This window comes from Hydrogenophaga bisanensis (genome assembly GCF_042665135.1).
Taxonomy (GTDB): Bacteria; Pseudomonadota; Gammaproteobacteria; order Burkholderiales; family Burkholderiaceae_C; genus Hydrogenophaga; species Hydrogenophaga bisanensis.
This window is the reverse complement of the sequence record NZ_JBHTBX010000016.1, coordinates 27222-50347: the sequence shown is the minus strand read 5'-3', so window position 1 is coordinate 50347 and position 23126 is coordinate 27222. Positions and strand designations below refer to the sequence as shown.

General features: G+C 65.8%; 23 protein-coding genes and 2 riboswitches. Of the genes, 11 read left to right on the top strand and 12 right to left on the bottom strand.

Annotation, left to right across the window (positions count from 1 at the left end; translation table 11 throughout):
• Positions 1-63 precede the first annotated feature (63 nt).
• Positions 64-172: riboswitch (TPP riboswitch) on the bottom strand.
• 102 nt (positions 173-274) lie between these two features.
• The 4 genes from ACFQNJ_RS17565 (at position 275) to ACFQNJ_RS17550 (ending at position 2154) form a co-directional block, all read left to right on the top strand.
• Entirely contained in the window at positions 275-592 is a 318-nt protein-coding gene (locus tag ACFQNJ_RS17565) for a type II toxin-antitoxin system Phd/YefM family antitoxin (RefSeq protein WP_382259890.1), read from the top strand.
• A complete protein-coding gene (locus ACFQNJ_RS17560) occupies positions 585-959 on the top strand; it encodes a type II toxin-antitoxin system RelE/ParE family toxin (protein WP_382259888.1) in 375 nt (124 codons plus the stop codon). Before ACFQNJ_RS17565 ends, ACFQNJ_RS17560 begins: the two co-directional genes overlap by 8 nt.
• A gap of 113 nt (positions 960-1072) precedes the next feature.
• A complete protein-coding gene (locus tag ACFQNJ_RS17555; RefSeq protein WP_382259886.1) occupies positions 1073-1705 on the top strand; it encodes a LysE family translocator in 633 nt (210 codons plus the stop codon).
• Positions 1702-2154, top strand: a complete 453-nt coding sequence (locus ACFQNJ_RS17550; protein WP_382259884.1) for a DUF1499 domain-containing protein — start codon at positions 1702-1704, stop codon at positions 2152-2154. The genes ACFQNJ_RS17555 and ACFQNJ_RS17550 overlap by 4 nt, the downstream gene beginning before the upstream one ends.
• Here ACFQNJ_RS17550 and ACFQNJ_RS17545 read toward each other — a convergent pair.
• From ACFQNJ_RS17545 to ACFQNJ_RS17530, 4 genes are all read right to left on the bottom strand, one after another.
• Positions 2145-3071 carry an alpha/beta hydrolase family protein gene (locus ACFQNJ_RS17545; protein WP_382259882.1) on the bottom strand — a complete coding sequence of 309 codons (927 nt, stop codon included), beginning with the start codon at positions 3069-3071 and terminating at the stop codon, positions 2145-2147. The two genes, ACFQNJ_RS17550 and ACFQNJ_RS17545, sit on opposite strands and share 10 nt — an antisense overlap.
• On the bottom strand, positions 3068-3523 hold the full coding sequence (locus ACFQNJ_RS17540; RefSeq protein ID WP_382259880.1) for a MarR family winged helix-turn-helix transcriptional regulator: 456 nt from the start codon (positions 3521-3523) through the stop codon (positions 3068-3070). Before ACFQNJ_RS17540 ends, ACFQNJ_RS17545 begins: the two co-directional genes overlap by 4 nt.
• A 108-nt stretch (positions 3524-3631) precedes the next feature.
• On the bottom strand, positions 3632-4615 hold the full coding sequence (locus ACFQNJ_RS17535; protein WP_382259878.1) for a hypothetical protein: 984 nt from the start codon (positions 4613-4615) through the stop codon (positions 3632-3634).
• 27 nt (positions 4616-4642) lie between these two features.
• Positions 4643-5230 (bottom strand): mechanosensitive ion channel domain-containing protein, encoded by a 588-nt coding sequence (locus ACFQNJ_RS17530; RefSeq protein ID WP_382259876.1) that lies wholly within the window; start codon positions 5228-5230, stop codon positions 4643-4645.
• An 82-nt stretch (positions 5231-5312) separates the two neighbouring features.
• Positions 5313-5526, top strand: a riboswitch (cobalamin riboswitch).
• 145 nt (positions 5527-5671) lie between these two features.
• Between ACFQNJ_RS17530 and ACFQNJ_RS17525 the strand changes: the two genes are divergently transcribed.
• Together ACFQNJ_RS17525 and ACFQNJ_RS17520 are read left to right on the top strand one after the other, a co-directional pair.
• Positions 5672-6472, top strand: a complete 801-nt coding sequence (locus ACFQNJ_RS17525; protein ID WP_382259874.1) for an acyl-CoA thioesterase — start codon at positions 5672-5674, stop codon at positions 6470-6472.
• Positions 6453-6884 carry a GNAT family N-acetyltransferase gene (locus ACFQNJ_RS17520; RefSeq protein ID WP_382259872.1) on the top strand — a complete coding sequence of 144 codons (432 nt, stop codon included), beginning with the start codon at positions 6453-6455 and terminating at the stop codon, positions 6882-6884. The genes ACFQNJ_RS17525 and ACFQNJ_RS17520 overlap by 20 nt, the downstream gene beginning before the upstream one ends.
• Here the strand turns inward: ACFQNJ_RS17520 and ACFQNJ_RS17515 are convergent.
• The 8 genes from ACFQNJ_RS17515 to xdhA form a co-directional block, all read right to left on the bottom strand.
• Positions 6847-9756 (bottom strand): WG repeat-containing protein, encoded by a 2910-nt coding sequence (locus tag ACFQNJ_RS17515; protein ID WP_382259871.1) that lies wholly within the window; start codon positions 9754-9756, stop codon positions 6847-6849. The two genes, ACFQNJ_RS17520 and ACFQNJ_RS17515, sit on opposite strands and share 38 nt — an antisense overlap.
• Entirely contained in the window at positions 9753-10823 is a 1071-nt protein-coding gene (locus ACFQNJ_RS17510) for a DKNYY domain-containing protein (protein WP_382259870.1), read from the bottom strand. Before ACFQNJ_RS17510 ends, ACFQNJ_RS17515 begins: the two co-directional genes overlap by 4 nt.
• A gap of 317 nt (positions 10824-11140) precedes the next feature.
• On the bottom strand, positions 11141-11341 hold the full coding sequence (locus ACFQNJ_RS17505; RefSeq protein ID WP_374641393.1) for a hypothetical protein: 201 nt from the start codon (positions 11339-11341) through the stop codon (positions 11141-11143).
• 331 nt (positions 11342-11672) lie between these two features.
• Positions 11673-11972, bottom strand: a complete 300-nt coding sequence (locus tag ACFQNJ_RS17500; RefSeq protein WP_374641395.1) for a hypothetical protein — start codon at positions 11970-11972, stop codon at positions 11673-11675.
• Between the two features lie 73 nt (positions 11973-12045).
• On the bottom strand, positions 12046-12963 hold the full coding sequence (locus ACFQNJ_RS17495; protein WP_382259868.1) for a ketopantoate reductase family protein: 918 nt from the start codon (positions 12961-12963) through the stop codon (positions 12046-12048).
• A gap of 28 nt (positions 12964-12991) precedes the next feature.
• On the bottom strand, positions 12992-13333 hold the full coding sequence (locus ACFQNJ_RS17490; protein ID WP_382259919.1) for a zinc ribbon domain-containing protein YjdM: 342 nt from the start codon (positions 13331-13333) through the stop codon (positions 12992-12994).
• 67 nt (positions 13334-13400) lie between these two features.
• On the bottom strand, positions 13401-15791 hold the full coding sequence (xdhB, locus tag ACFQNJ_RS17485) for a xanthine dehydrogenase molybdopterin binding subunit (protein ID WP_382259866.1): 2391 nt from the start codon (positions 15789-15791) through the stop codon (positions 13401-13403).
• On the bottom strand, positions 15788-17290 hold the full coding sequence (xdhA, locus tag ACFQNJ_RS17480; RefSeq protein WP_382259864.1) for a xanthine dehydrogenase small subunit: 1503 nt from the start codon (positions 17288-17290) through the stop codon (positions 15788-15790). The genes xdhB and xdhA overlap by 4 nt, the downstream gene beginning before the upstream one ends.
• 94 nt (positions 17291-17384) lie before the next feature.
• On the opposite strand from xdhA, the gene ACFQNJ_RS17475 reads away from it, so the two are divergent.
• From ACFQNJ_RS17475 to ACFQNJ_RS17455, 5 genes are read left to right on the top strand one after another with little or no spacing between them, the layout of a single operon-like run.
• Positions 17385-18338 (top strand): LysR family transcriptional regulator, encoded by a 954-nt coding sequence (locus ACFQNJ_RS17475; RefSeq protein ID WP_374641403.1) that lies wholly within the window; start codon positions 17385-17387, stop codon positions 18336-18338.
• A 29-nt stretch (positions 18339-18367) separates the two neighbouring features.
• Entirely contained in the window at positions 18368-19909 is a 1542-nt protein-coding gene (locus ACFQNJ_RS17470; protein WP_382259862.1) for an ABC transporter ATP-binding protein, read from the top strand.
• Complete coding sequence (locus tag ACFQNJ_RS17465) at positions 19896-20951, top strand: ABC transporter permease (protein ID WP_382259860.1); 1056 nt, start codon at positions 19896-19898, stop codon at positions 20949-20951. Before ACFQNJ_RS17470 ends, ACFQNJ_RS17465 begins: the two co-directional genes overlap by 14 nt.
• A gap of 15 nt (positions 20952-20966) precedes the next feature.
• Positions 20967-21887, top strand: coding sequence for an ABC transporter permease (locus tag ACFQNJ_RS17460; RefSeq protein WP_374641409.1), 921 nt, complete (start codon positions 20967-20969; stop codon positions 21885-21887).
• Positions 21888-21942: 55 nt separating this feature from the next.
• On the top strand, positions 21943-23091 hold the full coding sequence (locus ACFQNJ_RS17455; RefSeq protein ID WP_382259858.1) for a BMP family ABC transporter substrate-binding protein: 1149 nt from the start codon (positions 21943-21945) through the stop codon (positions 23089-23091).
• Positions 23092-23126 lie beyond the last annotated feature (35 nt).

Below are 23126 nucleotides of genomic sequence, written 5' to 3'. Positions count from 1 at the left end.
GCCCCGCCTCGACGCCGGTGTTGCAGGCACGGACGCCCGCCACGGGTGGACGGACGCACGCGCCAACGGCGCTGCAGCTCTTCTTACGCTGGTACTAACCAGATCAAGTTCGCGGTTCCGGCGGTCAGGTCCGCCATCTCAGCACGCCATACGTGCACCCCGGAGCGGCTTTGAGTGTAGCGGCTCTCGACGCCTGGTCAAGAAACACTGCTGTCTCGTCCGGTCATTCGGTTTAAACTGTACAGAATTCTGTAAACCCGAACGAAAGCCAGCCATGAGCATTTCCATCAGCGATGTGGTGCCATTGACCCATGCCCGTGCCCAGCTGTCCGAGCTGGCCGAGCAGGCCAAGAGCGGTGCCGAAAAAATCATCACCAAAAACGGTGAAAGCTATGTCGCGCTGATTGATGCCGACCGGCTGGACTACTACCACCGCCTGGAGCGCGAACGCATCCACCTGCTGCTGATTGACGATGCCCGCCGCGGCCTGGCCGATGTGCTGGCCGGGCGCACGCAGGACGCCGACACCGCGCTGGCTGGCCTGCAGAAGGCGCGTGCCAAACCCGCAACCAGCAAGCGAAAACGTGGCTGAGCAACGCCTGCGTGTCGAACTCACTGCCAGTTTTCTTGAGCGGCTGGCTTACATCGAGGCCTTCCTGTCCGAGGCTGACGCCCTGTTCGCCTACGACGATCTGATCGCCGGCCTGCGCCACACGGTGGTGCCCAACCTGTCGCGTTTTCCCCGTATGGGAAAACGCTACCTTGACCAGCCCCCACAATCGGCCGAGGCTCTGGCCCAGCTCGCGCAACTGCCGGCTGGTGCAGCCGATGCCCTGCGCATCTATCTGCACAGTGATTACCTCATTCTCTACACTGTCGCAGACACCACCGTCTATCTGCTCTCCATCCGCCATCACCGGCAGCTGAGTTTTGACTTCGCGCGCCTGTGGCCGACCTGAGCTGCTCGACAAGATTCGCATGAAGGAAACATGACGAAAGAGGCCTTTGCCCGCGTGCAAATTGACGCGCTGCTCGCCGCCCAGGCCTTCGTGTCCACCTGCCCGCCACCGCCATGATCACCCCCGAACAACTCCTGCCCTTCCTGCTCACCGCCGTGCTGCTCACTGCCACGCCGGGGCCGGACAACCTGATGGTGCTCAGCGTCGGCGCCTCCAAAGGCCGGCGCCTGGGCATGGCCTTTGGCCTGGGCTGCGCGGCCGGGTGTCTGAGCCACACGCTGCTGGCGGTGCTGGGTGTGTCGGCGGTGCTGGCGGCGTCGCCGGTGGCTTTCACTGCGCTGCGCTGGGTGGGCGGGGCCTATCTGATCTGGCTCGGCATCGGCGCGCTGCGCAGCCGTGGAGGTGTGGGCCTGCCAGTGGCCGGGGCTGATGTGGCCGGCGATTCGGCGGCGCGCCAGTTCGCCAAGGGCGTGCTGGCCAATGCCATCAACCCCAAGGTGGTGCTGTTTTTCCTGTCGTTTTTGCCGCAGTTTGTGGTGCCGGCGCAGGGCAATGTGCCGTTGCAGATGGCGGTGCTGGGCGTGGTGTTCACGCTGCAGGCCGCCTTGCTGTTCGGCGCGCTGGGCTGGTTTGCCGGCAGCATCGGTCAGTGGCTGCAGCGCCGCCCGCGCGCCGGGCTGTGGCTGGACCGCCTGGCCGGTGTGGTGTTTGTGGGCCTGGGCCTGCGCATGGTGGTGTCACGATGAAGATACGTTTGCTGTTTCGTGGTGTGGCGATGGCGACTGTCGGGCTGGCTGCAGCCGTGCATGCCGATACACCGCCCGTACCTTCGCCTACGCCGAGCCTCCCGCAGGCGCTGGGATGCCCCAACTCGCCCAACTGCGTCAACTCTCTGGGTGTGGGCGATCTGTCACCGCTGGCCTACACGGGGAGTGCGGCCGACGGTATGGCCAGGCTGCGCGCGACCCTGTCGACGTTCAGTGACGCCAAGGTGGAACGCGCAGACGAGGTGTCGCTGACCGCCATCTTCACCACCCGGCTCGGTTTTCGCGATGAAGTGGTGTTTATCATCGACCCGTCCACGCAGCGCATCCACTTCCGTTCGCGTTCACTGGTGGGGTACTACGACTTCGGCAAGAACCGATCGCGCATGCAGGAGGTTGGCGAGCGCTTTGCCATAACGGCTCAACCTTGAGTGCGCCCATCCGGCGTGATGTGCTCGCCGCGTACCGCCTGGGCCATAAGAGGCCACAGCACCTGATGGGACTGACGGAACCAGTCCAGATGCCCGATGCGACGCAGCCCGTGTTCATGCGGTCGCAGGCAGCGCACCTGTCGCGGCGCTGAGGGCAGGGTGCTGAGCAGGTCAGCCACCGTACCGGCTGTGGCGATATCGTCGTCTTCGGCATGCAGCACCGTGACGGGCGTGCGCACCTGGGAATGAAAGTCGCGGTGTGCCTGGTGCTTTACCGCGTTTCTCGCGTAGCCGCCAGCAGCACACCATTGCCCCCACTGGCGCGCCACCCCGGCGGGCAGGTTCTCACCCAGACCGATGATGGCCGTGGTTCCGTAGCCTTTGAGGCGTATCCCCAAGGGCAGCACCAGACGCATGCCGAAGTGGGCCTTGAGCCGAAAGGCCGGCTTCATGGCCTTGAACCAGCCTGTAGAGGCAGCAACGCCCACCAGCCGCGCCACCCGGTGGTGATTGGGCAGGAGACCGATCATCTGCCCGCCCGCACTGTGGCCGATGATCACGATTTGCTCGGCGCCGGTACGGTTCAGCAGCCAGTCGATGGCGGCGACCTGATCCTGTTGCCCCCAGTCGGCCAGTGTGGCGTTGCAGTCTCTTAGCGAGCCGTGCAGGGACAGGCCGATACCCCGGTAGTCAAACACCAGCACGTCATGTCCCTGAGCAGCCAGCCAGCGCGCAAAGCGCAAATAGAAATGCTGCCGCACGCCCGTGGCGGGGGAAATGAGCACGGGCAGACCGGCGGATGTGCCGGCTGCACGAGGCAGGAAGTGTCCGTGCAGCCGGTAACCGTCGCCGCAGATGATTTCAGCCGTCTCATGCGCGTCATCCGCATGGGTGGGTGTCTGCTTGTCATTCATCATGGGGTCTCCGGCGGGTTGCCGCATTGCTGTACATGTCCCAGCCATCGGCCGACCACGGCCAGTTCCTCTGGGGTGAAGCCGTGGGTGATGCGGCTGTTGATCCGTTTGAGGGCGCCACGCAGGTGCGGGATCAGCGCCCGCCCCGCCGGTTGCAGCCAAACACGCTGGGTGCGGCCATCCTGATCGCCAGTGGCCCTGATCACCCATCCCTGAGACTCGGTCCGCTGGACCAGACCTGTTACAGCGGATGGCGCCAGATCCAGAGCCAGGGATAGTTCACCCATGGTCTGGCCGTCCAGGGTGTGCAGAGCGAACAGAAGGCCGCCCTGGGCTGGCGTTGGCGCGTCCAGGGCCTGGGTGGTCAGTCGCAGCTGCTCGGCAGTCACCAGCTGTTGAAGGCGGCGCTGGGCGGCATTGAGCAGAAAGACCAGGCGCGGAGTGGATGAGGTCATGATCGGATATATATTTCGCATGCGAAATATATACCAATACCACTGATATGATCCACGGAGAGAAGTTGGGTGCCAGTACAGCACCCTTCATTCGCCGGCCTCGCCCGCTCAGCGCGGCATGTCCCGGCGTGCTGCCTCCATCACCTGCCTGAGGGCAGGGAACAGCACATCACGTTGCCAGGCCTGCATGCGCTGTCCGTACACCTTGCCGATGCGCTGGTCAACCGCCTTGACCTGCTGGCGCTGGTCCGAGGTTTCGAAGGACAGGGCACGGGTCAGTTCGTCCTCGTTCAGTTGCTGCGTCAGTTGCGCCACCATTGAAGGCATATAGGCGTCCAGCGAGACCGTCTCCCGCATCTGGGTGGTGAAGCCCTGAAAGCGCGCCGGCCGGTCGGGCAGTGGCTGCGCAGCATCCTGGAAGCGCTCGATGGCGCGAAGCCGCATTTCGAACAGCTGCCCGTTCAACTGGCGCACGCTCGTGGCGGCCAGCAGGCGCTGGGCCGCCGCCTCATGGCTGGTGGTGGCCTGCCACGGTGCCGGTGGTGTGGTCGCCGATGCCACCGCAGGCGCTTCGCTGGCCAGCCAGGTGTGGGTCAGACGGTCCAGGTCCTGCCGTCCCTGTTGCTGCAGGGCGTACTCAACTTGATCGAGTGCGGGTTGCAGGCGCTTGACCAGCCACTGCCCGTCGGCGGAGCGGTAGAAGTCCAGCAGGGTGGCCACATCCTCTGCCGCGACCTGCGTCAGGTAGGTCTCCTGCACCAATGACTGCAAGGGGCCAGGCCACGCGAAGTGGCGGGCCATCACCTCGGCCAGTTGCCGGCCCAGCTCGTCCCGGGCTTGGGGTGACAGGTCGCGCCACCGGGGGCTGTTGACCGCCAGGCGCATCTGGCCGGCAAAAGTCTCGCGCAGACCGGCCAGTTTGCCTGGCCAGTCCTCCAGCGCCATCAGCGCCTCGACATCGGCCTGGCTTGCACGGGCAGTTGTGCTCGTGGTGGTTGTCGTGACCGTGGTCTGCGCTTGTGCGATACCGCTTGGCAGGGCCATGGTTGTCAGGCCGAGCACCAGGGCCAGTGTGCGAAGGCGAGCGGGCATTGGTTTCATAGGGTCGGGTCTTTCTGGTCAGTCGAGCAGGGATTCCACGACAGGATCCCGGGTGCGCAGGCGTGTCATGCGCTGGAAAAACAGGTTGTTGGGCACGCGCAGGTAGCTGCCTTGGTCCTCGGGTCCGGGTGCTTTCTCTTCCAGGGTGGTGTAGATCAGGTTGATGTCCAGCACGCGGCCACCCAGTCCCGGTTTGTCACCGCTTTCCAGCAATTCCACCTCGTCGTTCAGACCGAAGGGGCGCGTGGTGTAGATGAGAATGGAGCAGAAGATGTTGGACAGCACACTCCAGGCGGCAAAGAACGCCACCGCCGCCACCGTGGCAAAACCGGTGAAGGCGGTCCACAGCACCATGCCGGACACCCCCAGCCGGTCCAGCACCCACAACAGGGCCGCGCCGAACACCAGCAGGCTGATCAGCCGGCGGCCCCCCACCACCAGGTCGACCGGCAGGTGCTTGTCATCGCCCAGCCGGTTGATGAAGCGGTGCAGAAGGGACCGGGCCAGCAAGGCCAGCAGCAGGATCAGGGCAATCTGCAGGCCGATGGTGATGGATGCGATCCAGGGAAGCGCCCAGTCGGGCAGCAGATCTTTGAGGTCGGTCATGGTCAGGACGTTGATGCGGTCGATGTGCGTTGGGCGGTTCGAGGCGACCATGCAGACGATAGTTCAACCACGTGGGCTGCTACACTTTTACCAGCCTCGCGGTTTTCTGCATGACAGCAGGAATGAAAAGGGAACGACAGGAGGGCGGTGATCCGATCGCTGCCCAGGCTGTGGCTGCCCCCGCAACTGTGATCGGTGAGCTGTTTGCCCCTCCATGCCACTGGCCTTGTGCCGGGAAGGCAGACAGACAGCGTTGACCCGAGAGCCAGGAGACCTGCCGTGGGGTGTTGTGTGTCTGTGCCTGGGCGGGGTGTCCCGGAGCAAGTCCGTCGGTTCTGTCGCGGGCCTCCGGCTGCGCCCCATGGCGTGCACGGTCTGCTCGTGGCAACCCGCTGCCTTGCCTTTTCCATCGTTCCCCGCCTCCTTTGACGGAGGTGTCTCTTGTCCATTGTTTCTGTTTCGGGTGTGCCGGGTGGTCCGGATGCACCATGGCCGGATGTGCCGCCGCCCATGGCGGTGGTCGACATGGTCTGGCCAGACCAGTCCAACCACCACGGCACGCTGTTTGGCGGCGCAGCCCTGTCCATGCTCGACCGGGTGGCCTTCATTCTGGGCAGTCGCACCTTGCGGGGCGCCGTGGTCACGGCTGCCGTCAGTCAGCTGGATTTTGCCGCGCCGGCGCTGGCGGGGCAGCTTGTCGAGTGCCGGGCGCAGGTCATTCGGCGTGGCCGCCGATCGGTCACCGTGGATGCCACACTGGTCGCCGAGTCCCTGCTCACCGGCGAACGGACCGTCTGCCTCTCGGGTGAGTTCGTGATGGTGCGCCAGATGGATCGGGACGCTCAGGGCCCTGCCCAAACGTCGTCGCTGGCGGGAGAGCAGGTGCCTTTGCCGCAGTTGGCCCGGGAAGATGAGAGCACCGTCGCGGAGATCGTGTTTCCCGGGCATGCCAATCACCGCGGTGTGCTGCATGGTGGGCCAGCCATGGCATGGATGGCCAAGGCCGGTTTTGTCGCTGCCACCCGGCGGGTTCGCCGGACGGTGGTCATGGCCGCCAGCGATGAGCTGAACTTCAAACAGCCAGCCCATGTGGGTGACGTGGTTGAGGTGAGCGCCCGCGTGATTGCACAGGGCAAGCGATCCCTGCAGGTGCGGGTGCATATGTGGGCCGAGTGTCCGGCCACCGGCGTTCGGCGGCACTGCAGCGAAGCCAAGCTGGTGTATGTGGCTGTCGAACCTTGAGCTGCGGCCGCTGTCGGTGACGCATCGGGGGGCTCTGGGTGTGCACCTGCTTTCGCTTACACCCGAGGACCGCTATGCCCGTTTCGGCTTGACGCTCAGTGACGAAGCCGTGCTGGGTTGGGTGGAGCGGCTGCGCTGGGACGATCACCATTGGTGGGGTGCGTGGATGACCCACGACGCCGACCTGGGCCTGCTGGGCAGTTTGCAGCTGTCGGCCTCGGCCAGCCCGGGTGATTGGGAGCTGGGCTTGAGCGTGGCAGAGCCACTGCGTCGTCGTGGATTGGGAAGGCTGCTGCTGTCGACGGCGCTCAACCACCTGCCGCAAGTGCAGCGCATCGTTTGCCATCATGGTCACCCGGCCGTGGAGAACATGCTCAGGCGTCTCGGTCATCCGCTGATGCGTCCTGCTTGAGTTGCAGGCGTCGGGCATAAGTGGTGGCGATGCGTCGGTAAAGGGGTACCCAGAGCAGCACGTACAGCACCGGCACCAGCGCCGTGAGCCCCAGGCCGATGTCGGGTGTGCCGCCGAAGAAGGCTCGCCAGAACCAGTAGGGCTCGGCCAGGCCGAACAGCACACCGGTGGCAGTGGCCACCATCCAGCCTTCCAGCTGCCAGGCGTCGATGACGACCAGGACGTGGCACAGGATGGCCAGGATGCTCGCTACCGCGTTGCTCATGACCGCCACCAACGGCCGGCTCTCCAGCCAGCCGGTCAGGCCCCGGTGCTCGGTCGGTTCCTTGGACTTGGCAAACACCAGGTTCTTCATCACCCAGCCGCACAGACGCAGGGCGTGGCCGACGCGTTTGAACGGTTTGTCCGGTCGCTCTGAATACAGCTGGATGAGGGGATGGGCCCTGAGCTCTGCGGTGCGGGCCAGGACATTCTCCATACTGGCCTTGAGCTCGGCCGCCCGTTGGGCAGGGTCAGGAATTTCCTCTCCTGAGTCGAGCAGCTCCTGCAGGATGGCCGGGGAGACATGCTCGCGTGCCGACGGTGAGCGACGCAAGGCCCGCAGGCACACGGCAGCAGTGCGCAGATGCTCGGGCACCTCGCGCAGTCGCCATCCACTGTTGTCCACATGGGCCAGGCAGACCTCCTCATCCAGCATGTCGTGCGGCACCTGGGTGAAGGCCAAGCGGTTGTGCGCGATTGCTCGCGCGTAGCGCGCGGTGGTCATCAGTCGTTTGGGTACCGATCGGACTTCCCAGGCGCTGGCGTTCAGGGCCGCGTCGATCACAGCGCTGCTCAGGTGCTCGCGGGGCAGGGCCTGCAGGGCTTCGGGGTGACGGGTGACGAGGTCGATGGCCTCCGCCTCATCCGGTGCCGGCGGGACGCCGGGCTGACCGGCCCGCGCGCGCAGCGCGAGGGCCAGCGCGTCCACGCTGGGTGCCACCAGCAGCCAGTTCTCCCACCAGACGTCACCATCCCCGGAGTCGCTGGCATGGTGCAGGCAGACCCAGAGCTGACGGTGCTCGGCCAGGAGGCCATCGTCACCGGGTAGCGGCTGTGCCAGGGGCACCGCCCAGCCCACGGGCTCGAAGTAGCTCTCCTGCCAACCCGCCCATTCGGGCAGCACATCGGGCGGGCCATAGCGATCGGTCAGGATCTGGCGCAGTTCGTCGTGCAGCAGGGCGCTGTGATCGGACCATTCCCCGGTCAGGAAATGGTCGTCGGCGCTGTGTGTTTCGCCCAGGTAGTGACGCGAAAGGCGCCGTTCGGCGCGCAGCAGGCGCGCCATGCGGCGTGTCTCCCGCCGGGTGCTGCGCCAGTCGGGGTCCGTGGCGTGGGCGTCGTCGTCCTCAGTGTCGTCCCCCTCATCCTCGTCGTAGCCGTCGTCATCCCCATCGTCGTCATCGTCATCCGGGTTGGGCAAGGGTTCGAGCGTCTGGCCGCTGGCGGCCTGGTGCAGGCGGTCCTCGATCAATGCGCACAGCTGGGCGGCCAGCGGCGCGACGCCGGCCACCTCGGTGATGTGTTCCAGCACCTGCGCCGTGTGCGGCATGTAGTAAGGCTGCACCGGTCCAAGGTCGTGCGTCGTGGTGGACCAGACCTCGCCGGCTGACGTGTGAAGGCTGGCCTGTCCGGGGGGCAGGTGCACGCGGGCCTGTTCCTGAAATTCGCCGTCCACCCAGACCAGGTTGCCCGCATGGTCGATGAACGTGACCCAGGGGGTGTTCAGGTACTCGGGGTGCAGCCGGTCATCGGCGTCCGTCAGCGGCTCCCGCAGGTGCGGCGGCATCGGCACGATGCGTCCATCCGTGTGCAGCAGCGCCCAGTTGCGGGTCTGTGCGGGTTGGTCGTTGTGAGCCTTGACATCGTCCAGCCGCACAATGGCCACCCGGGCATCGGGCCGGAAATCGCTGGCCATGCGCAGCTGCGCGGCGGGCTCCATGCGCTCGCCATCGGCGCGGTAATACTGGGTCCACGCCCGGGCCAGACCGCACGAGCGGTGTTCGCCGACGTTGCGACCGGACGGGATGCAGATCTGTCCCTGCGTGTTGATGAAGCCCCGCTCGTGGTTGCCCTTGGCGACCAGAAAGCTGGCCAGCCCATCGTCATCGAAGGTCTCGATGCGCCAGTCCCGTTGCGGCTCCAGTACCCACTGGCCCCGCGTGTCGATCAGGCCGTAGTGGTTGTGGTCGAGCGTGGCCGCCGTGACCGCATGATCGCCAAAGGGGTTGGCGTAGCCGAAGGTGGGCTCGATGACCCACCGTCCTTCACGGTCGACGAAACCGATGCGCCGCCGGCCCCCTTTGACCGCCCAGTCGCGTTTTCCCGCCCAGGCCAGGCCCTCGCGCCCCATCTCGGCCAGCTCGTCGTGTTCCTTGCTGCCGGTGAAGGCGCCGCTCTCGTCAATGAAGCGCCAGCCCTTGCCGGGCAGCTTGACCGCCGCCACACCGTGCCGGAACGGACGGGCCTCCTCATAGCGGGCTTCGATCAGGACATGTCCATCCATGCGGATGTAACCCCACAGGCCGTTCTGACGGAAGCGCGCCATCCCGTTGGGCGCGGCATTGCGTGTGTCGTCGTACTGCGGCGGCACGCGCCACTGGCCCTCGGTGTCGATGAAACCCCATCGGCTGTCCAGCGCCTGGGCCGCACTGTAGAACACCCCGTCCACAGGTTCGGAGTCGAAGCCGCGCACTTTGAGAAAACCGTCCGGCGATCCCAGGTGGCGGCCCTGCGCGTCGATCAGCAGGCATCGCCACGCCTGGCGGGTGGGCAGGCAGATGTGCAACTGGCGTGGCATGGCGTCGGGCGCCTTGGATGGCAGGATGTTCATGGTGGGTTGGTGTCCACACGCTCACCTCGGTCGTACAGCCACTGCTTGTCCATGGCGTCGATGTTCAGTTTGAATTCGCCTTTGGGTGGTATCCGGAAACTGCTGGGGTCCGCTCCAGCCACGGGTTTGCCGTGGTGGATCACCTGGCCGTTGTTGATCAGGTAGTACGGGCTCAGCAGGCGCAGATCGGCGGAGGCGGGGCCCACCTCGAACGGCGGTTTCTCATGGCGCGGTGGCACATACCAGAGCGTCCCGTCTGCCACCGCGTACCAGATGCTTTCGTCAAAGGTCGTCAGTCGCTGGACGCGGTCGGCGAGCAGGCGCCATCGGCGATCCTGCTGCACGATCAGCCAGCGGCCGTTGATCAGGCGCCAGGGTCCGTTGCCTTGCACCGACGGTAACCCGGGCAGGCTCAACCAGGTGCTGCGCTGCGCGGTGCCCGCCTCACGAACAGCGCTGGCGTCAGGCCACTGCAGACCGTACGCAAGCACATGCAGGCGTGCGTCCGACACGAAGGCCAGCAGGCTTTTGCTTTCCAGCAGGCGAAAGTCCTTGCCCAGGGCCAGTGGCAGGGTCTGCTTGCCCAGGAACAGCCGTTGACCGTCGGTGCCCAGTGTGTCCTGGTCCGGGTCGGGCAGATGAAAGCGCGCCGGGTCGGCGCCCTGCAATTCGCTCAGGAAGTAGTCCGATCGTCCGGACTCGAACTCACCGTACCAGACCTTCTGGCGGTCCAGCACGTAGTGCCGGGGCAGATGGCGCGCGGTGGCCGCGTCGACTTCGCGGACACGAAACCCCTTGATGTAAAGCGCATTCTGGTCGGCCACGTGGTCCGGCCCGAGCACTCGCAGCGTGGCCGGATCTGCGCCCGCAATCTCGCGGCCTTCGTAGTAGACCCGCTGCCGGTCCGCTGCATAGCGCTCGGACACGGGGCGAAAGCTGGCGCGATCGGCCTGCGGCATGTCGCGCCGCCCCAGCTCGCTGCACAGACCGGCGCTGCAGTAGTGAAGCCCACCCGTCCAGCTTTTCAGATAGCTCTGACTGATCGTCGGGTCCACAGGCGATGCCATCGCAGGCCATGCGACCAGCAGAGAGACAAAGCAAGCCAGCAGGCGCCGCCCGAGCCATTGGCAAGGCGCGCACCCCGGCTTCCAACGATCACGGTGGTCGTCTTTCTTCATCCCTGATTCGGCGACAGCAACGGGAGCACTGTAGCGGGATCAGATGATGGTGTGTACCTTTGAGCTAATTCTTGTCGATCAGCGGAGGGGTGGGGCGGACAGACGCCTGGCACGGCGTGCGGAGGAATTCCGGCATGGTCCAGAGGGAGGGCCGGCCGTCATCGCAGTGCGCGCATGGGGCGAAGGATCATCGCTGCGGCGTGGGCTCAGTCACCTGCCAGGATCTGTTTGTCAAACAGCTTCACGGCCAGCACAGCGATCACGATGCCTTGCACGCAAGCGTGGACCAAGAGCATGTTGATGGCCTTCACCAGGGTTTGTGGCTCTGGCTCGCCAGGTTGGAACATCAGCCCGAACAGGACCATGTGATAGAGCAGAAACAGGGAGACAACGACAGTGATGCGCATGGTATTCCGGTGACAGGTGCATCTCGCATCGTTTGATGGCGGGTTTTTGGCCACGCACCAAACCGTCTGCAAACGAAAGACGTTCGCTGACGAAGGAAAATCCTGATGGGAGGTAGATGTCGTGGCCGCCGACGCAGGAGGCCACAGACAAAGGGAGGAAGACACGGACGAGCCGTGTCAACTCATGGCGGTGTCACTGACGAAAAGTACCCGCGCGGCAGACCGGATCCACGGAAGTGGACCCTCGCGTGCTTGTGTGACTGCGCAGCGGTAAGCATCCACAAAGTTTACCCCCGTTTGGGGATTTTGTCACCTTGAACGCTGTCTGGCTTCAGATGGGGTCAGCGAGCAGTTTGGAGATCGCCGCGATGTGCGCCGCCGTGGGCTTTTCCGCGGGCATTTCGTCTTCGGCCGCGGTGGCGTTTTCGTGTGCCTGGATGGCGTTCACCATCGCGTACTGGTTGTCCCAGGACAGGGTCTTGCCTTCGGGGCACATGTCGCGCAGCGTGCCGTACCAGTAGTAGCCATCTTTGCCGCCAAACAGCTTGTCAATGGCACCAGCGTCACCGCCCTTGATGCCCTGGGCGGAGAGGATGAGCTTGAGCTTGTGGTGCGAGACCGAGTACTGCATGGGCGGACCTGCCTGAAAGAGATGGTGGAAATGAAGGGGCGCGATTGTACCGATGGCACCGGAACAGACCGGGTCAGGCGCGAGGTGCGTTCTCGGCCAGCTTCACCATCACCCACAAGGCCCGGTTGGCCGGAGTGGGTACACCGAGGGCCTGACCTTTTTGCACGACGTAGCCGTTGAGGTGATCGATCTCGCTGGGTTTGCCGCGCATCAGGTCCTGGGCGGTGGACGAGTACTGTGTGGGCATGGTCTCGGCAATGCGGCGCACGGCAGCGGCCACATCGCCGGGAATGCTCACGCCGTCGGCGGCGGCCACCGCCTGGCATTCGGCGACCACATCGCGCATCAGGTCGGTCACGCCGGGTCGTTGCACCAGTTCACCGTAGACGATGCGCCCCACGGCCGACAGCCCGTTGTAGGCGCAGTTGAGGATGAGCTTGGCCCATAGCGCGCCGCGCACGTTGTCGCTGATCTCGGTGGGCACCCCGGCTGCCGTCAGCGCCTGCATCACCTGAGCGCTCCTGGCCGATGGCTCAATCACCAGTTCGCCCCGCCCGTGATGGCGCAGATGGCCGGGGCCGGCCATCTCGGTGGCCACGTAGACCACGGCGGCGGCCACCTCATGGCCGGGCAGGACGGTGCGCAGACGCTCGGCGTTATCCACGCCGTTTTGCAGGCACAGCACCAGCGCGCCGGGTGCCAGGTGCGGGCGCATCTGTTCGCCACCCGCTTGCGTGTCGGGCGACTTGACCGAGAAGAGCACCAGATCGGCGCCCGCAACTGCAGAGGCCTCGGTGCTGGCGGTCAGGGGAACACGTTCATCAAAGCTTTGCGTCTGCATGCGCAGACCTTGGGCGCGAACCGCCTGCACATGGGCGGGACGACCGATCAGGGTGACCGGATGACCGGCGCGGGCGAGCATGCCGCCGTAGTAGCAGCCCACGGCGCCAGCACCCATGACGGCAACCTTCAGAGCAGGGGTGGTGTTCATGCGGGGATCGTTGTCGTTGGAAGGCTATTCAGACCTTGCGCACAAATTCGGATTTGAGCTGCATCGCGCCAAAGCCCTCGATCTTGCAGTCAATGTCGTGGTCGCCCTCGACCAGGCGGATGCTCTTGACCTTGGTGCCAACCTTGATGACCGCCGACGAACCCTTGAGCTTGAGGTCCTTGACCAGGGTCACCGTGTCGCCGTCGGCCAGCAGGTTGCCGAACGCGTCTTTCCAGACCTTGGCTTCTTCGGTCGGCTCGTCGCCGCTGGTCTTGCCCCATTCATGGGCGCATTCGGGGCAGATGTACAGGTCGCCGTCCTCGTAGGTGAATTCGGACTGGCATTTCGGGCAGCGGGGCAGGGTCATGATGGGAGGCGCAGGTTGGGGTCGCAGCGGCGACCGAGGTGCAGAACTGTACCCGCCCGCCCCGCGCCCCTCACAGGCCCTGCACCGCGCGCAGCACCTCTTCGGCCGTGGCCGGGGCGTTCATGGCCTCGGGCCTGCCGCCCGCCTGCGCCACCGCATCGCGCAGCGCCTCGAACACGCTGATCGCCAGCATGAACGGCGGCTCGCCCACGGCCTTGCTGCCGTGCACGTTGTCCTCGCGGTTGGGTTCGGGCCAGAGGTCCACCTTGAAGTGCGCGGGGATGTCGCCGGTGGCCGGGATCTTGTAGGTGCTCGGGGCGTGGGTTTGCAGGTAGCCCTTGGCGTTCCACACCAGCTGTTCGGTGGTGAGCCAGCCCATGCCCTGCACGAAGCCGCCCTCGATCTGGCCGATGTCGATGGCCGGGTTGATGCTGCGGCCCACGTCATGCAGGATGTCCACCTTGAGCACGCGGCTCTCGCCCGTGAGGGTATCGATGGCGACCTCCGTCACCGCCGCACCGTAGGCGAAGTAGTAGAACGGCCGGCCCAGCATGGTGGTCTTGTCGTAGTGGATCTTGGGCGTGCGGTAGAAGCCGTCGCTCCAGAGCTGGATGCGGTTGGCATAGGCCGCGCCGACCACCGACTCCCAAGTCCGGGTCTGCTTTTCGGTGATGACCTGGCCACCCTCGAAGCGCACCGCGCCCGCGCCCACGCCATCGAGCCCGGCCACGAAGGCCGCGAGGTTCTGACGCACCTGTCGTGCCGCGAACTGGGCCGCGCGGCCGTTCAGGTCGGTGCCGCTGCTGGCCGCGGTGGCGCTGGCGTTGGGTACCTTGCTGGTGTCGCTTGCGGTGCTCAGCACCTTATCGAAGGGCACGCCCAGCTCGTCCGCCACGATGGCTGCGACCTTGGTGTTCAGGCCCTGGCCCATCTCGGTGCCGCCGTGGTTCACCTGCACGCTGCCGTCGGTGTAGACGTGCACCAGCGCGCCAGCCTGGTTGAACAGGGTGGCGGTGAAGCTGATCCCAAACTTGACCGGTGTCAGCGAGATGCCGCGCTTGATGACCGGGCTGCTCGCGTTCCACTGCGCGATCTGCTCGGCGCGCTCGCGGTAGCCGCTGGTGAGCGCCAGCTGCGTCATGAGCGGTTCGAGGATGTTGTCCTCCACCGCCATCTGGTAATGGGTGACATTGCGGTCCTCAATGCCATACAGATTGGCCAGCCGCACGTCGAGCGCGTCCACGCCGAGGTGGCGCGCGATGTCGCCCATGATGCGTTCGATGACGATCACGCCCTGCGGGCCGCCGAAGCCGCGGTAGGCGGTATGGCTCTGGGTGTTGGTCTTGCAGCGGTAGGAGTGGATGGCAACGTCTTCGAGGAAGTAGGCGTTGTCGGCGTGGAAGATGGCGCGGTCGGCCACCGGGCCCGAGAGGTCGGCGCTGAAGCCGCAGTTGGCCAGCATGTCCAACTCCAGCCCGCACAGGTGCCCGCGGTCGTCGAAGCCGACACGGTAGCGGTAGGCGAAGGGGTGGCGCTTGCCGGTGATCATGAAGTCGTCGTCGCGGTCCAGCCTCAGCTTGACCGGCCGGCGCAGCTTGTTGGCCGCGATGGCGGCCCAGACCGCCAGGTGCCCGGCCTGCGTCTCCTTGCCACCAAAGCCCCCGCCCATGCGCCGGCACTCCACCGTGACGGCGTGGTTGGCCAGGCCCAGTGCGTGCGAGACCCAGTGCTGCACCTCGCCGGGGTGCTGGGTGCTGCTGTACACCCACCACTGTTGCTGCTCCAGCGGCAGCACGTAGGCGATCTGGCCTTCGAGGTAAAAGTGCTCCTGCCCGCCGACCTCGAACGCGCCTTCCAGCCTGTGTGGCGCACGCTGCAGAGCCGCCGCCGCGTCGCCTCGGGTGACGTGCACCGGCGGCAGCACATAACTTTGCTTCGCGTGCGCCTGCTGCGGCGTGATCACCGGTTCGAGCACCTCGATGTCCCACTTCACCAGCCGGGCCGCGCGGCGCGCGGTCATCACGTCGTCGGCCACGATCAGGCCGCCCACCTGTCCCAGGAACTGCACCGTGCCCTGGGCGAAGACGGGCTCGTCGTGCGCGAAGGCCGCGAGCAGTTTGTCGCCCGGAATGTCGTCTGCGCCGATGAAGGCGTGCACGCCCGGCACGGCCAGGGCCGCCGAAGGATCGATGCCTTTGAGCACCCCGTGCGCCACCGGGGAACACACCGGCGCGGCGTGCAGGGTGCCGCGTACCTCGGGGATGTCGTCGATGTAGGTGGCGGCGCCGGCCACCTGGGCCTTCGCACTCTCATGGAAGCGCGAGACGCCGGCGGCAGTCGCGCCCCCACACTCCGCCGCTGACGCGGGTCGTTGCCCCCCAAGGGGGCTGATCCCACCTTGGGGCGGCCCGGCGGCGGGATCTCTCTTGCTCACGACGAGTTTCAGGTCGGGTGCGTTCATGACAGGGCCTCCAGGGTCTTGAGGCTTTCGAGGTTGATGGCCTGTTGCCCCTGGCTTTCCAGCCAGAAGCGGCGCAGCAGGTTGCCCAGCACCGTGTGCCGGTAAGCGGCGCTGGCGCGCATGTCGCTGATGGGCTGGAACTCGGCGCGCAGCGCCGCGGTGGCGGCCATCACCGTGTCCTCGTTCCAGGCCTGGCCGAGCAGGGCGGCTTCGGTCTGGCGCGCGCGGGCGGGGGTGGCGGCCACGCCGCCGGCGCCGATGGACACCTGCTGCACCACACCGGCTTTCACCGTCATCTGGATCGCCAGGCACACCGCCGAAATGTCGTCGTCGAAGCGCTTGCTGATCTTGTAGACCTTTTCCAGCGCATGTCCGGTGGGCCGGGGCACCTTGATCCAGCACAGCAGCTCATCCGGGCGCATCACATTCGTCCGGTAGCCGGTGTAGAGGTCTTCCAGCCGCAGCTCGCGGTGCGCGATCTCGCCGCCGGTCTTCGTCTTCTTCCAGCGCATCAGCACCACGCTGGCACCCAGCGCGATCAGCAGCGGCATGGAGTCGCCGATGGGTGAGCCGTTGGCCACGTTGCCGCCCAAGGTGCCCGAGTTGCGCACCGGCAGACCCGCGAAGCGCTGGCTGAAGCTCAGCAGCTGGGGCCGCTCCTTCACCAGCGCGGCAAAGGCGTCGGTCAGGGTGACGGCTGCGCCGATGGCGATGTGGTGCGGGTAGGTTTCCACGCGCTGCAGCTCGCGCGCGGCGGTCACGTCCAGCACCTGCGGGAATCGCTTGTGCATCTTGGTGACCCACAGCCCCACGTCGGTGGTGCCGGCCACGACCTGGGCCTGTGGGTGTGCGGCTCTGGCCTGCAGCAGGTTGGCCAGCGTGGTGGGGCGCAGGTAGGACGCCTCCGCCATGGGCTTCTTTTTCTTCAGTTCACTCAGAGCGGCCACCGTGGCCGCCTCGTCAACCGCGCAGCCGGCGGGCAGGGGCAGCCGGCCCATCTGCTGCGCCGCATCCAGAATCGGCCGGTAGCCCGTGCAGCGGCACAGGTTGCCCGACAGGTCGGCCTGGGCCTGCTCACGCCCAATGCCCTTTCCACCCTGTGTGTTCTGGTACATGCCGAACAGGCTCATCACGAAGCCCGGCGTGCAGAAGCCGCATTGGCTGCCGTGACACTGCACCATCGCCTCCTGTGCGGGATGAAGTTCACCGGAGGGTGCCGCAATGTCCTCGGCCGTGTACACCGCCATGCCGTCCACCGAGTGCGCCAGGCGGATGCAGCTGTTGATGGCCTTGTAGCGCAGGCGGCCGTTGACCACCTCGCCCAGCACCACGGTGCAGGCGCCACAATCGCCTTCACCGCAGCCTTCCTTGGTGGCGCTCAGGTGCAGGTCCTCGCGCAGGATGTCCAGCAGGGTCCGGTCCGCTGGCACGTTGTCCAGGCTCACGGGTGCTCCCCGGCGCAGAAATCTCAGGGTTTGTCCGGTATTTTGGGGCTTCATGCGCGCCAGCATAGCGCCAGCCCCCTGGCACGACATATGCTCTGTCGTATGACGCAAATGCCGTCATGGCGATTCACGCATACTGCGCCCGGGTATGAAATACAACTCCATGTTTGAACGCATCGACCTGCACCTCATCCGCGTGCTGCACACGGTCCTGACCGAGCGCAGCGTATCGCGGGCGGCGTTGCGCCTGGGCATGTACCAGCCGGCGGTCAGTGCGGCGCTCAAGCGGCTGAGGGATATTGCCGGCGACCCGCTGCTGGTGCGCTCGGGCTCGGGCATGGTGCCCACCGTGGCCGGCCTGCGGATGATCGAGCCGGCGGCCGAGATCCTGCGCAGCGCCGAGATGCTGTTCTCCGAGGCGCGTGCCTTCGATCCGCCCACGGCCCAGCACACATTCAGTCTGGCCGCCAGCGACTATCTCGACCCCCTTTTTCTGCCCCAGCTTGTGGCACGCCTGAAGTCTCTGGCACCGCATTGCAGGATCGAAATCCATGCGCTGTCGGCCGACGGCGACTACCGGCACCACCTGGCCCAGGGGCACTATGACGTGGTGATCGGCAACTGGCCCAAGCCGCCCGATGACCTGCACCTCGGGCGACTGTTCGGCGACGAGGTGGTCTGTCTGGTCTCGCGGGAGCACCCCGCCGTGCGCCGCGGTTGGGACGTCGAGGCCTGGCTGGCGGCCGAGCACATCGCCCCCATGCCCACCCATCCGGGTGCCCGGGGGGTCATTGACGATCATCTGGCCAGCCTGGGGCTGGTGCGCAACATCGTGGCTCGCTGCCCGCATTTCGGGCTGATTCCGGCCATGGTGGCGGGCAGTCTGCTGGTCATGACCACCGGTCGGCAGCACTGCGAGCGTTTTTTGAGTGACCTGCCGGTCCAGATCGTGACTTGCCCGGTACCATTCCCGCGCCTGATGTATTACCAGCTCTGGCACGAGCGCACCCACGCCGCCACGGCGGCGCGCTGGCTGAGGGAACAGATCAAGGACGTGGCGGCCTCGCTGCGTCGCGCCGATCCCGACGCCATGGCGGCCTGATGTCCGTGCCAAAGCCCTAGGAGAAACCTTTGACCACACCCCGACTGCAACTGACGGGCATCACCAAGCGCTACCCGGGCGTGGTGGCCAACAACGGCGTCTCGCTGTCCGTCAAGCCGGGCGAGATCCATGCCGTGCTGGGCGAAAACGGCGCCGGCAAGTCCACCCTGATGAAGATCATCTACGGATCGGTCAAGCCCGATGAGGGCTCGGTCATGTTCAATGGCCGGCCGGTCCACATCCGCAATCCGCAGGAAGCGCGGGCCCTGGGCATCAGCATGGTGTTCCAGCATTTCAGCCTGTTCGACACCCTGACGGTGGCCGAAAACGTCTGGCTTGGGCTGGACAAGTCGCTCACCCTGACCGAGGTGACGGCCAGCATCACCGCCAAGGCGGCCGAATACGGCCTGGACATCGATCCTGCCCGTCCGGTTCATACCCTGAGCGTGGGCGAGATGCAGCGGGTCGAGATCATCCGTGCCCTGCTGACCAACCCGCAACTGCTGATCCTGGACGAACCCACCTCGGTGCTGACCCCGCAGGCGGTGGAAAAGCTCTTTGTCGTGCTGCGCAAGCTGGCGTCCGAGGGTTGCAGCATCCTCTACATCAGCCACAAGCTGCACGAGATCCGTGAACTGTGCACCGGTTGCACTGTCCTGCGCGGTGGCCAGGTCACGGGCGAATGTGATCCGCGCCAGGAGAGCAACGCCTCGCTCTCGCGGATGATGATCGGGGCCGAACCCCCTGCGCTGGATGTGCGCGAACTCAAGGCGGGTGCCGCGGTGCTGCAGGTCAAGGGCTTGAGCATGCGCAGCAACGACCCCTTCGGCACCGACCTGCAGGACATCGCCTTGACCGTCCGCGCCGGAGAGGTCGTGGGCATCGCCGGCGTCTCGGGCAACGGGCAGGGCGAATTGCTGCAATGCCTCTCGGGGGAAGATCGGCGGGCGCCGGCGGGCAGCATCAGTGTGGCCGGTCAGGATGCCTCGCGCATGAGTCCGGGGCGGCGCAGGACGCTGGGCCTGCATTTCGTGCCCGAGGAGCGCCTGGGGCGGGGTGCCGTGCCCACGCTGTCGCTGTCCCAGAACCTGCTGCTGACCCGACGGGATGCCATCGGCGCCGGCGGCTGGATCCGTGTGGGGGCTCTGCGCGCGCAAGCCCAGGACATCATCGCGCGCTACAAGGTCAAGGCCAATGGACCGGACGCCGCCGCCAAATCACTGTCGGGCGGCAACCTGCAGAAATTCATCGTCGGCCGCGAGATCGAGGCCAAACCCCGGCTGCTCATCGTCAGCCAACCCACCTGGGGGGTGGACGTCGGTGCCTCTGCCCAGATCCGGGGCGAGATCCTGGCGTTGCGCGACGCCGGCTGTGCCGTGCTGGTGGTCAGCGAGGAACTGGACGAGCTGTTCGAGATCAGTGACCGCCTGCATGTGATCGCCAAAGGGCGGCTGTCGCCCAGCTTGGACCGCGCCGATGCCACTGTCGAGCGCATCGGTGAATGGATGTCGGGCCTGTGGGACACCGAACAACAGAACAACAAGAAGGAGTCCGCCCATGCTGCGGCTTGAAGTCCGTCCCCAGCCCTCGCGGGCCTGGAGCTACGCGTCTCCCCTGCTGGCGCTGCTGATCACCGTGGTGATTGGCGTCATCCTCTTTGCCGCCCTGGGCAAGGACCCGGTGCGCGGCCTGCAGGTGTTCTTCTGGGAACCGGTCAAGAACGCCTACGCGCTGTCCGAACTGATGGTCAAGGCCACACCGCTGCTGATCATTGCGCTCGGTTTGGCGGTGTGTTTTCGCTCCAACGTCTGGAACATCGGGGCTGAGGGGCAGTACCTGATCGGCGCCATCTTTGCCGCGGGCGTCGCACTCACCGCCACCAAGGACACGGGCCCGTGGATCGTGCCGGTCATCGTTCTGGCCGGGGCACTGGGCGGAATGCTGTGGGCGGGGATCACGGCGCTGCTGCGCGACCGTTTCAACGCCAATGAGATCCTGGTCAGCCTGATGCTGGTCTATGTGGCGGTGCAGGTGCTCAACTACCTGGTCTATGGGCCCTGGAAGGACCCCATGGGCTACAACTTCCCCCAGACCAAGACCTTCGAGTCGGTCACCCAGATGCCCCGGCTGATGCAGGGCTCACGCGTCAACATCGGCCTGATGCTGGCACTGGCCGGGGTGGTGGCCATGTGGGTGTTCCTGTTCCGCACCTACGCCGGCTATGCCCAGCAGGTGGGCGGGTTGGCCCCGGCAGCGGCCCGCTATGCCGGGTTTTCCTCGCGCAAGGCCCTGTGGATCGCTCTGCTGACCTCCGGTGGCATGGCCGGCATGGCCGGGGCGCTGGAGGTGGCCGGACCGATCGGCCAGCTCACGCCGTACCTGCCGGCCGGCTACGGCTTTGCCGCCATCATCGTGGCCTTCGTCGGCCGCCTGCATCCGGTGGGCATCGTCTTCTCGGCCATCCTGATGAGCATGTTCTACATCGGTGGCGAGCTGGCGCAGTCGCGCCTGGGCCTGCCCAAGTCGATCACCGGGGTGTTCCAGGGTCTGCTGCTGTTCTCGCTGCTGGCCTGCGACACGCTGATTGCCTACCGCCTGAAGTGGAAGAAGTGACCGGAGCCGACTGACATGGAATCCACTGCACTTCTCATCGCCGCCTCGCTCAACGCGGGCACTGTACTGGCCATCGCCTCGCTGGGCCTGCTCATCAACGAGAAAGCCGGCATCGTCAACCTCGGGGCCGAGGGCATGATGCTGTGCGCCGCCCTGGCCGGTTTTGCCACCGTGGTGCACACCGGCAGCACCGTGGCCGGCTTTGCCGCCGGCATGGCCGCCGGTGCGCTGCTGGCCGCCATCTTTGGTGTGCTGGTCATCTGGCTCAATACCAACCAGTACGCGACCGGGCTGGCACTCTCGCTCTTCGGCGGTGGCTTCTCGGCGTTCGCAGGCACCAGTTATGTGCAGGAGAAGCTGCCTGAGCAGTCACAGTTCGCCATTCCGGTGCTGGCCGACATCCCGTTCCTGGGCAATGCGCTGTTCAAGCACCATCCGATGGTCTATGTCTGCATCGGCCTGACGCTGGCCCTGATCTGGTTCCTCTGGCGCACCCGGGCCGGACTGGTGCTGCGCAGCGTGGGCGAGAGCCCGGAATCTGCGCACGCCCTGGGCTACCCGGTGCGTCGCATCCGGTTGCTGGCGGTGGTGGCAGGGGGCGCGCTGTGTGGCCTGGCCGGCGCCTATGTGTCCACCGTTTACACCCCGTTGTGGGTGGAGGGCATGATCGCCGGCAAGGGCTGGATCGCCCTGGCACTTACCACCTTTGCCACCTGGCGCCCGGCACGCGTCTTGCTCGGTGCCTACCTGTTCGGTGGCGTGACCATGCTGCAGTTCCACTTGCAGGGTATCGGTGTGCAGGTCCCCAGCCAGTTCCTGACCATGATGCCGTACCTGGCCACTGTGGTGGTGCTGGTGCTGATCTCCCGCAACCCGACCTGGATCCGCATCAACATGCCCGCATCGATCGGCAAGCCGTTCTATCCCGGCTCCTGAGCGTTCATAATCAACTTTTGTCCTTTCCACTCTCTCAACCCACCAAGAGGTTTCCATGACCGACCTGAACAAGCGTTCCCTGATCAAGCTGGCGGCCCTGACGGCCGTGGCCAGCGCGGCATTGATCGGCTGCGGCAAGAAGGAAGAGCCAGCACCGGCTCCCGCACCAGCCGCCGCACCCGCCGAGGCGCCCAAGGCCGAGCCGCTGAAGATCGCCTTCGCCTATGTCGGCCCGGTCGGTGACGGTGGCTGGACATTCGCGCACGACAACGGCCGCAAGGCCCTCGAAGCCGAGTTCGGCGACAAGGTGGTGACGAGCTTCGTCGAGAACGTGCCCGAAAGCGCCGACGCCGAGCGCGTGATCCGCGACCTTGCCAGCCAGGGCAACAAGGTCGTGTTCGGTACCACCTTCGGCTACATGGAGCCGATGCTCAAGGTCGCTGCTGACTTCAAGGACGTGAAATTCGAGCACGCCACCGGCTACAAGCAGGCCGAGAACATGCGCACCTACGATAGCCGTACCTACGAAGGTGCTTACATGGCTGGCGTGATCGCCGGTGCCATGACCAAGACCAACACCCTGGGTGTGGTGGCCTCGATCCCAATTCCTGAGGTGATCCGTAACATCAACAGCTTCACGCTGGGCGCCCAGTCGGTCAACCCGAAGATCAAGACCAAGGTGGTCTGGGTCAACGGCTGGTTCGACCCGCCAAAGGAAACCGAAGCCGCCACCTCGCTGCTCAACGGCGGTGCCGACATCCTGTTCCAGAACACCGATTCGTCGGCCGTGCTGCAGACCGCCGAGAAGGCCGGCAAGCGTGCCTTCGGTTGGGATTCCGACATGACCGCCTACGGTCCCAAGGCCCACCTGGGATCGGCCGTGATCAACTGGGGCCCGTACTACATCAAGGCCGTCAAGGACGTGATGGATGGCACCTGGCAGGGCAACAGTGGCGCCTGGTGGGGTCACAAGGAAGGCGCCATCGACATGGTGTCCATCGCCGAGGACGTGCCCGCCGAGATCAAGGCCAAGCTCGACACCATCAAGGCCGGTCTGAAGGACGGCAGCTTCCACCCCTGGACCGGCCCCATCGTGGGTCAGGACGGCAAGGAAGTTTTGCCTAAGGACGTCAAGGCGGATGACGCCTTCCTGGGCGGCATCAAGTTCTACGTGAAGGGCGTGGAAGGCAAGGTGCCGAACTGACGGTGTCCCCCCTGCGCCGCTTCGCGTCTTCCCCC

Coding starts and splice junctions, on each gene's coding strand:
- ACFQNJ_RS17475 (WP_374641403.1), top strand. CDS start 17,385: ATGAAATACAACTCCATGTTTGAACGCATCGACCTGCACCTCATCCGC.
- ACFQNJ_RS17520 (WP_382259872.1), top strand. CDS start 6,453: ATGTGGCTGTCGAACCTTGAGCTGCGGCCGCTGTCGGTGACGCATCGG.
- xdhA (WP_382259864.1), bottom strand. CDS start 17,290: ATGAAGCCCCAAAATACCGGACAAACCCTGAGATTTCTGCGCCGGGGA.
- ACFQNJ_RS17545 (WP_382259882.1), bottom strand. CDS start 3,071: ATGATGAATGACAAGCAGACACCCACCCATGCGGATGACGCGCATGAG.
- ACFQNJ_RS17505 (WP_374641393.1), bottom strand. CDS start 11,341: ATGCGCATCACTGTCGTTGTCTCCCTGTTTCTGCTCTATCACATGGTC.
- ACFQNJ_RS17460 (WP_374641409.1), top strand. CDS start 20,967: ATGGAATCCACTGCACTTCTCATCGCCGCCTCGCTCAACGCGGGCACT.
- ACFQNJ_RS17465 (WP_382259860.1), top strand. CDS start 19,896: ATGCTGCGGCTTGAAGTCCGTCCCCAGCCCTCGCGGGCCTGGAGCTAC.
- ACFQNJ_RS17535 (WP_382259878.1), bottom strand. CDS start 4,615: ATGCCCGCTCGCCTTCGCACACTGGCCCTGGTGCTCGGCCTGACAACC.
- ACFQNJ_RS17515 (WP_382259871.1), bottom strand. CDS start 9,756: ATGAACATCCTGCCATCCAAGGCGCCCGACGCCATGCCACGCCAGTTG.
- ACFQNJ_RS17555 (WP_382259886.1), top strand. CDS start 1,073: ATGATCACCCCCGAACAACTCCTGCCCTTCCTGCTCACCGCCGTGCTG.
- ACFQNJ_RS17530 (WP_382259876.1), bottom strand. CDS start 5,230: ATGACCGACCTCAAAGATCTGCTGCCCGACTGGGCGCTTCCCTGGATC.
- xdhB (WP_382259866.1), bottom strand. CDS start 15,791: ATGAACGCACCCGACCTGAAACTCGTCGTGAGCAAGAGAGATCCCGCC.
- ACFQNJ_RS17565 (WP_382259890.1), top strand. CDS start 275: ATGAGCATTTCCATCAGCGATGTGGTGCCATTGACCCATGCCCGTGCC.
- ACFQNJ_RS17455 (WP_382259858.1), top strand. CDS start 21,943: ATGACCGACCTGAACAAGCGTTCCCTGATCAAGCTGGCGGCCCTGACG.
- ACFQNJ_RS17550 (WP_382259884.1), top strand. CDS start 1,702: ATGAAGATACGTTTGCTGTTTCGTGGTGTGGCGATGGCGACTGTCGGG.
- ACFQNJ_RS17510 (WP_382259870.1), bottom strand. CDS start 10,823: ATGGCATCGCCTGTGGACCCGACGATCAGTCAGAGCTATCTGAAAAGC.
- ACFQNJ_RS17540 (WP_382259880.1), bottom strand. CDS start 3,523: ATGACCTCATCCACTCCGCGCCTGGTCTTTCTGCTCAATGCCGCCCAG.
- ACFQNJ_RS17500 (WP_374641395.1), bottom strand. CDS start 11,972: ATGCAGTACTCGGTCTCGCACCACAAGCTCAAGCTCATCCTCTCCGCC.
- ACFQNJ_RS17495 (WP_382259868.1), bottom strand. CDS start 12,963: ATGAACACCACCCCTGCTCTGAAGGTTGCCGTCATGGGTGCTGGCGCC.